The organism is Kitasatospora sp. NPDC058492 (genome assembly GCF_042720685.1).
Classification (GTDB): Bacteria; Actinomycetota; Actinomycetes; order Streptomycetales; family Streptomycetaceae; genus Kitasatospora.
In genome coordinates this window covers 135,699-142,038 of record NZ_JBHXMU010000017.1, presented here as the reverse complement: position 1 = coordinate 142,038, position 6,340 = coordinate 135,699, and the positions used below count along the sequence as shown (strand labels likewise).

Annotated in this window: 7 protein-coding genes; all 7 read right to left on the bottom strand. The window is 71.8% G+C overall.

The window, feature by feature from the left end:
- Window positions 1-9: 9 nt before the first annotated feature.
- On the bottom strand, window positions 10-276 hold the full coding sequence (locus tag ACFWPI_RS14290) for a hypothetical protein (protein ID WP_380369705.1): 267 nt from the start codon (window positions 274-276) through the stop codon (window positions 10-12).
- Window positions 273-1,073, bottom strand: coding sequence for a class I SAM-dependent methyltransferase (locus tag ACFWPI_RS14285; protein WP_380369702.1), 801 nt, complete (start codon window positions 1,071-1,073; stop codon window positions 273-275). Before ACFWPI_RS14285 ends, ACFWPI_RS14290 begins: the two co-directional genes overlap by 4 nt.
- Before the next feature lie 37 nt (window positions 1,074-1,110).
- On the bottom strand, window positions 1,111-1,620 hold the full coding sequence (locus tag ACFWPI_RS14280) for a topology modulation protein (RefSeq protein ID WP_380369700.1): 510 nt from the start codon (window positions 1,618-1,620) through the stop codon (window positions 1,111-1,113).
- A gap of 104 nt (window positions 1,621-1,724) precedes the next feature.
- On the bottom strand, window positions 1,725-2,570 hold the full coding sequence (locus ACFWPI_RS14275) for a radical SAM protein (protein WP_380369697.1): 846 nt from the start codon (window positions 2,568-2,570) through the stop codon (window positions 1,725-1,727).
- Window positions 2,567-3,622, bottom strand: coding sequence for a hypothetical protein (locus ACFWPI_RS14270; protein WP_380369695.1), 1,056 nt, complete (start codon window positions 3,620-3,622; stop codon window positions 2,567-2,569). Before ACFWPI_RS14270 ends, ACFWPI_RS14275 begins: the two co-directional genes overlap by 4 nt.
- Window positions 3,619-5,337: a carbamoyltransferase gene (locus ACFWPI_RS14265; RefSeq protein WP_380369693.1), complete on the bottom strand. Its 1,719-nt coding sequence runs from the start codon at window positions 5,335-5,337 to the stop codon at window positions 3,619-3,621. The genes ACFWPI_RS14270 and ACFWPI_RS14265 overlap by 4 nt, the downstream gene beginning before the upstream one ends.
- A gap of 6 nt (window positions 5,338-5,343) precedes the next feature.
- Window positions 5,344-6,312 (bottom strand): thymidylate synthase, encoded by a 969-nt coding sequence (locus ACFWPI_RS14260; protein ID WP_380369690.1) that lies wholly within the window; start codon window positions 6,310-6,312, stop codon window positions 5,344-5,346.
- Window positions 6,313-6,340 lie beyond the last annotated feature (28 nt).

The following is a 6,340-nucleotide window of genomic DNA, read 5'->3' as shown; positions in this document are numbered from 1 at the left end:
CTCCACTGGTCACACTTCCGACGACGAAGCCAAGCCCGCGCCCGCAACTCCCACTACAAACGCCGAGGACACACCCCCCAGATGCGGTTGCAGTATTAGCAGGTCGTCGGCGGTGCCGTGGCGGCCTTCGAGGTGCTCGAAGTCGATGGCCGTGGAGCGGACTTGGAGGACCTGGGGGATGCGCACGTTGGGGTTGGTGCGGGCGATCCACCGGTAGTGGGCCAGGGTGCGCTGCTGGAGCTGGGGGTCCGTGTAGGTCTTGGTGAAGGTCCTCATCGGCGGACGGCCACGACGTAGGTGACGGTGGAGGTAGTCTCCAGCGGCCCGTCGCCGACGGTGCCCCGAAGCCGTCGGGCGATCTCGGCCGGTTCGTGCGGGAGTTGGTACTTGGGGTTGGTGGCCGCGTAGGCGGCGATGTGGTCGGCGCCGGTGAAGCGGAAGCGGTGTTCGTGGTGGAGGACCTGCTGCACCTCGAGGCAGGTGGCGACGATGTCGGCCTGGTTGTGGCTGTGGAAGGTCTCGTACAGGCTCGGCCGGCTCGCGGCCTCGGGGTCCAGTCCGCTGGCGGCGATCACCTCGTCCAGGGCGCGGTAGCTGTCGGCGGACTTGGTGACCGTGATCGACAGGCCGCCGGGGGCCAGGCAGCGGGCGATCTCCGCGATTACCGCGGCGGGCCGGGGCGAGTGGTAGAGGCAGAAGGCGGCCGTGGCCACCGCCACCGAGGAGTTGGGCAGGACGATGGCGTGGAAGTCGCCTCGCATGATCTCCACGCCCGTGTGTCCAGCGAGCCTGCTCTCGGCTTCGGCGAGGAGGGCGGCGGACTGGTCGAAGGCGATGAGACGGGGCGGGGCGAGCCGTTCGGCGAGGGCGACGGTGGTGGTGCCGCGTCCGCAGCCGATGTCGAGGACGGTGCCGCGCAGGCCGCTGGCAGCGAGGTCGGCGATGACGGTGGCGGGGTGGGGGCCTGCGGTCTTGGCGCGGGCCAGGGCGCTGGTGCGCTGGGTGATGCGGCCCGCGTCGGCGTACAGGTCGTGGCGGACGCGGGCAGCGTCGAGGAACGGGTTGGCGGTCATGGACAGGTGGAGCCTTCCCGGTACGAAGTGGGTCAGGTCATGTCTGCCGGGGCACGGTGGCGACGAACCGGCGGGCGGCCCGGCGGCTGGTGAGGGTGACGACGCGGGCGTGGCCGGCGTGCTCGGCGATCAGCGCGCGGACCTTGGGCCGCATCTGGCGCCGGTAGCCGAGGATGTAGCGGATGAAGCCCCAGTGGATGCGGTCGAACACGCCCTGCTCGGTGTGCTGGCCGCCGCGGTAGCGGCGGCGGCGCTGGAGGATGCCCCACAGGCACACGATCGGGGGGATGTCGAGGAAGACGACGGTGTCGGCCCGCTTGAGTCGGATGGGGAGGGTGGAGGCGAAGTTCCCGTCGATCACCCAGCGCGGTTCGGCGACCAGCTCCTCCTGGATGGCGGCGAACTTCTCCGGCGGCAGGGTGTTCCAGTCGGAGTCGTAGTAGACGCCGTCGAGGTGGGTGACGGGGGCGTTGATCTTCTCGGCGAGCTGGCGTCCGAGGGTGGTCTTGCCGCTGCCGCCGCAGCCGATGATGGCAATCCTGTCCATGTCGCTACAGGCTACCGAGCCGCGCGACGGGCCGGACAGTGGTCGCTTCGGTCCGCGCGGGGCGCGTCCCGGGCCGGCGCCCGGCCCGGGACGCTTCGCGCTGGTCACGCGGCGTCGACGGTGACCAGGGCGGCCTGGTCGAAGTCGTAGCGGACCTCTCGGCCGGGGCCGGCGACCTCGGCGCACGACAGGTAGACGCGCCCGTCGGGCGAGATCTCCAGCTTCTCGACGACGTCGTTGGGCGGCGGGCACCGCTCGGGCAGCAGGATGTCGGTGTTGACCTTCATGTCGCCCAGGTCCATGCCGGTCAGCTGTTCGTGGAGGTACTGGGTCTGTTCCCAGGTGACGGGCGTGATGCCGCTGTCGGCGGCGTTGCCGACCAGGCGGACGCGGTGGAGCATCAGGTCGCGGGCGCCGAGGTCGCGCAGGCGCTCGGCGAGGGAGGGGATGGTGGTGATGTTCTCGCCGGTGAGCGTGCAGGTGGCGCCGATGGGGAGGTTGCGGCCGTGGGCCCAGGCGAGGGTGTCGAAGGCGGCGGTGAAGGAGCCGGGGCGGCGGATGCGGTCGTGGGCCTCGGCGGTGCCTCCGTCCAGGGAGACGCGGAGCATGTCCAGGTGTTCGGCGGCCCGGGTGAGGAAGGCCCGGCGCTTGTAGCCGTTGGTGCAGATCTCGGTGCGGTAGCCGAGGGACTTGGCGGAGGCCAGGACGGTGGGCAGGCCCTCGAACAGGAGGGGTTCGCCACCGAGCAGGCACACCCAGTGGGTGTCGTAGTGGTCGGCGAAGTAGGTGAGGGCGGCGGTGGCCTGGTCGACGGTGACGGTGTCGGGGCGCTTGAGGTCCTCGCCGTGGTAGCAGGTGGTGCAGGAGAAGTTGCAGCGGAACAGCAGCTCCAGGTAGAGCTTCTCGACCCGCTGGATGCCGGGGAGTACGGGTGCGGTGGCCTGGGTCATGCGCGGGCTCCTTCGATCAGCAGGGGCGGGATGGCGGTGCCGGCCAGCGCGGCGGTGAGGGTGCGGAGCTGGCGGGTGAGGCGGAACGGGTCGAGGTGGTCGATGCAGCGGGCGATCAGGTCGACGTGGGCCTGACTGCCCGCGATCCGGGCGAGCTCGGTGACGGTGGCCACAACGTCGGCGGCACCGGTGACGATCAGCTCGCGCGGCACAACCAGTTCCGCGGCACGCAGGGTGTGCGGGGCCAGCGGCAGACAGCCGGCGAGGACGGACTCGAAGAGGCGCTGGGTGAACTGGCCGCTTCGCGCGTACCGCTCGGGCGCGAGGAGCACGGTGGCTACCGCGGATCGGTAGAGCGGGGCGACCTCGTCGAAGGGGATGCGGCCGGTGAAGTTCACCTGCGGCCAGCGGGTGGTGCCGTTCCACTTCCCGGCCACCCGATGCGGCAGTTGGGCGGCAGCCGGGGCGAAGAACTCGTCGAAGGCGGCGTCGCGGTCGTACTGGTTGCCGACGTAGACCAGCGGCAGCAGGCGCCCGTGGGCCGCGAGCGCACCCGGATGCGCCTGGTCGAGGGCGTCGTCGGCGACCGGGAAAAGCAGGCTCACGGCTCCGGGCGACGGGTGGAGGGCCGGCTCGCACACCTGGACGTGCCCGACGGCCCGCAGCGGGTCGTCGACGGGCAGCTTGAGGTCCTTGTCCCACAGGACCGTGCGGACGGCGTGCCGGTGGGTGTAGTGGTCGAGGAGTTCCTGCTGCCGGTGCAGGTCGCAGGTGTGCCCGTCGGTGCCGCACGCCGTGGTGTTGCGGCCGGGGATGGACCAGCGCCATTCCAGGAACAGGGCGTCGATCTCAGGCAGGCCGTCGTCCCACCGGTAGGTGCCGGTGAGGTCGGTGCCGGCCTCGACCAGGTCCCGGTTGGCCTGGAGGAGGACGATCTCGTGGCCGGCGGCGATGAGGCCGTCCACCAGGGTGCGGCGGTGGCTGCGTCCGCCGTCGGGGGTGTCGGTGACGCCGGAGCCGAGGAAGCCCCAGCAGCTGTAGCCGATCCTCATGCCTTGGTCACCCACCAGTCCTCGATGAGGAGCGCGTCCAGGCCGGATTCGGCGAGGCAGTCCAGCGCCATCTCCGGGGTACCGCAGATCGGCTTGCCCTTGATGTTCAGGGAGGTGTTGATCAGCACGGGCACGCCGGTGAGTTCGGCGAAGGCGGTCAGGATGTCGGCGAGGAGCGGGTTGTCCCTGGGGGTGAGGGTCTGCACCCGCGCGGTGCCGTTGGTGTGGACGATCGCCGGGATCGTCTGGCGGGCCAGGTCGGTGACCGGGGAGGCCATCGACATGAACGGCGCTTCCTGGCCGAGGGTGAAGTAGTCGGCGGCCTTGTCGGCCAGGACGACCGGGGCGAACGGGCGGAACGGTTCGCGGAACTTCACGGTGGAGTTGAGCCGGTCGGCGACGCCGGGCCGTAGCGGGGAGGCGAGGATCGAGCGGTGCCCGAGCGCCCGGGGACCGGCCTCCACGCCGCCCTGGAACAGTCCGATGATCGCGCCCTCGGCCAGCTCGCGGGCTGCGAAGGCGGCCACGTCGTCGAGGCGGCGTGCGGTCATTCCGGGCCGAGGCTCGGCGGGCAGCTCCAGGCCGGGGAAGGACGGGCCGAGGTAGCAGGCGCGGGCCAGCCCGGCGGGGAGGTCGCCGTGCCGGTCGAGGTGGACGGCGGCTGCGGCGCCGATCGCGGTGCCTGAGTCCCCGGGGGCGGGCGGGACGGCGACCTCGTCGAACAGCCCGCTGGCGATGATCTTGCCGATGCTGACGCAGTTCATCGCGACCCCGCCGCCCACGCACAGCAGCCGGGCGCCGGTGCGCTCGCGGGCGATTCGCGCGAGGTGCAGCATCACCTGCTCGGTGCGTTCCTGGAGGGCGGCGGCGAGGTCGGCGTGGACCTGGGCGATCTCCTCGTCCGGTCGGCGCGGTGGGCAGGTGAGGGCGGTGAAGGCGGCGGTGAGCCGGGGGTAGCGGCGGTCCATGACCCGCAGGGCGATGAGCCGGTGGTCGAGCACGAAGCCATTGGTGGTGAGCCGGACGGCCTTGGCGAACAGGGCCCGAAAGCGCTTCGGGTCGCCGAGGGCGGCCAGGGCCATGACGGTGCCCTCCTCGTCCCCGCGCCGCCACCCGAGGTGCTCGGTAACGGCGCCGTACACGTATCCGAGGGAGGCGGGGTCGTCGAGGGCGTGGACGATCCGGTACGCGCAGCCGCGCGCGCTCTGCCGTGCGTGGCCGATGGTGGTGGCCTGGACCTCGCCGAGACTGTCGACCACCAGGACGGCGGCCTCCTCGTAGCCGGACGCGGCGAAGGCGTAGAGGCCGTGGGCGCGGTGGTGCAGGACAGGCCGCACGGTGGCGTTCGGGAAGTTGCCGGCCAGCCAGGTCAGACGCTGGCGGGTGTTGGCGGCGACCTGGGCGAACGACCGGGCCCTCGGCAGGGCGCGTGCCGCGGTACTGGGCCGTACGGCGTGGGCGAGCGCGGCGGGGATGGCCCGCAGGTAGTTCTGCGGCGTGAAGTTGTAGGCGACGGCGCCGATGTCGGCGCGGGTCAGGCCCGCCTCGTCGAGGAGCCAGTCGATGGCCTTGGCCGGGTAGCTCTTGTCGTGCTTGACGGCGCTGAGCCGCTCCTCCTCGACGAACCCGGTGAGTTGGCCATCAATGAGCAGGGCGGCGGCCGAGTCGTGGGTGTAGGAGCACAGGCCCAGCACGGTGTTTCGGCGGGTGGTCATCGTCGGTCACCTCTTCGCCGGGATCGCCGGGGTGGGCATCGCGGCGAGCGGCACCTGGTGCTCACGCTGGTCGTACCAGGTGGCGAGGGCCTCGGGCAGCGGCCCCGGCACCTCGGCGGCGGTGGCGCGGGCCTCGTCGCGGTGCCCGGCCTTCCATAGCCGGTAGCTGGCCAGGACGGCGGCGAAGCCGTCCCAGACCGGGTGGCCGACCGCTTCGCCCATCGTGACCTGCTTCATCACCAGGTCGAAGTCCTCCCACGGGATGCCGAGCGGCTGCCACGCGGGCGAGGCGGGCGCGTCCGGGGCCAGGTGCCAGGCGGTGTCCTGGTGCTGGGCGTACAGGTGCAGGGAGTCGATGTGGTGGTGGTAGTCGCCGACCTCGGCACCGAGCCAGCCGGCCATCAGCTCGTGCAGGACGGTCGTGGTGATCAGGTCGTACGGAAGGCCGAGCCACACGTCCTGGCTCCGCATGCTGGTGTGCATCTCCAGGCGGCCCTCGCGCAGGTAGAAGCGGTAGCCGAGGGTGCAGGGGACGTCCTTGTGGCCGGCGGTGTCGCGGCCCGGGTCGAAGATCTGGACGACGGCGCGGCGGCTCTCGCTGTCGCGGGTCAACTGCCGCCGGACGTAGTCGAGCTGGTCCAGCCGCCCGTGCCAGCGCCGCAGGCGCGGGCCGTAGGCACCCTGGAGGGCTCCGTGGTCGGTGAGCGCGGCCAGGCGGCTGTTGAAGTCGTGGATCCAGTCGTCGCTGGAGCCGGAGAGGATCCAGACGGTCTCGGCGGCGGCGAAGGCGGGGTTGAGCACGCGGTGCGGGCTGAGGTGGACCATCCGGGCCGTCGGGTCGCTCAGCTTGAGGTAGGCGCCCATGAGTTCGGCGGTGGCCATGCCGCGCGGCGCGACGTTGCGACCCTGGGTGAGGATGGCTTTGCTGGCGCGGGTGAACAGCACGTTCGCGCTGTCCGCGGTGGTGACGAACACGATTCCTCCGGTGGGACGGTGGGGCGAG